This is a genomic window from Tropicibacter alexandrii, from assembly GCF_003667315.2.
GTDB classification, from domain to species: Bacteria; Pseudomonadota; Alphaproteobacteria; order Rhodobacterales; family Rhodobacteraceae; genus Tropicibacter; species Tropicibacter alexandrii.
Map to the genome: position 1 here is coordinate 1 of NZ_RCTZ02000060.1, position 1,053 is coordinate 1,053.

Consider the following 1,053-nt stretch of genomic DNA (forward strand, 5'->3'; position numbering starts at 1 on the left):
GATTCTGTGGAAAAACAACCCTTCGCGGCCGCAGAATATCGACGCCTGAACATGGCGCGAGCGCCTTTGTCGTCAGGCGTTTCTCGGTTGCTGCGGTGCAGGAAGGCTCTTGGCCAGTTTGCGGAGGTTCTGGGCGGTTGCAGCGAGGAGGAATTCGTCGTTTGCGCCGCATGGGCCGCGTAATCGGAGCCGGTTCAGACCAAGTATCCGTTTGAGGTGGGCAAAGAGCATCTCGACCTTCTTCCTCAGCTTCATCGAGATCACGTATTGGTCGGTCTTCGCAATGTCGCGGGCGACCTGCCGAGCATCTTCATGTTCCTCGCGGGTGATAGACCGGAAGTCCATGTTCGGGCAGCAGCGCGCCTTTGATGGGCAGGCCTGACAGGTGTGCTTCAAACACCGGTATTTGGCGACGCCCTTGCCGGTCGGCCCGCGATTGGGATCGGAGTAGTTCCGGCGGAACTGCTTCAGCTCGTGGCCCTCAGGGCAGATGTATTGATTGTTCTCGGCATCCCACTCAAAGTCGGCCCGGGACCAGGTCCCGTCGCTGCGCCCAGACTTGTCGAAGACAGGGATGTGGGGAGCAATCTGTTGGTCGACCAACCAGCCCAGCATCGGGGCCGTGCCATAGGCCGTGTCCGCGATTAGGCGCTCGGGATGGAGGTCGAACCTGGCCTTCACGCGCTTGAGCATGGTCTTGGTCGAGCCAACCTCGGCCTGCCGGATCGATCTGGTAGCTTCAACATCCACGATGACGCCATGGTCCGTGTCGATCAGATAGTTGTCGGAATAGCTGAAGAATGCCGGGCCTTTACGTGCAGCAGTCCACTGGCTGGCCGGGTCGGAATGGGACGTGAACTTCGGCTGCACCTCGCTGGCAGCACCAAACGCTGCCTCGTCCAAGGTGTCCAGATACTCGCGAACGGCGCGGGGCGCTTCGGCAGGATCGATCTGCGTCGCGTCCCATTCATCCTTGGGCGTCGAGTTCTGTTTGTTGGCATCGGCTTCGATCAGGCTGGCGTCGATGGCCATCCTTTGCCCGCTGACCAGGCC

General features: G+C 60.7%; 1 protein-coding gene. It reads right to left on the bottom strand.

Annotated features, from left to right (window positions below):
- Window positions 1-72: 72 nt before the first annotated feature.
- The coding region (locus D8Z78_RS24350) for a transposase (RefSeq protein ID WP_128910932.1) at window positions 73-1,053 on the bottom strand (981 nt) is incomplete at its 5' end.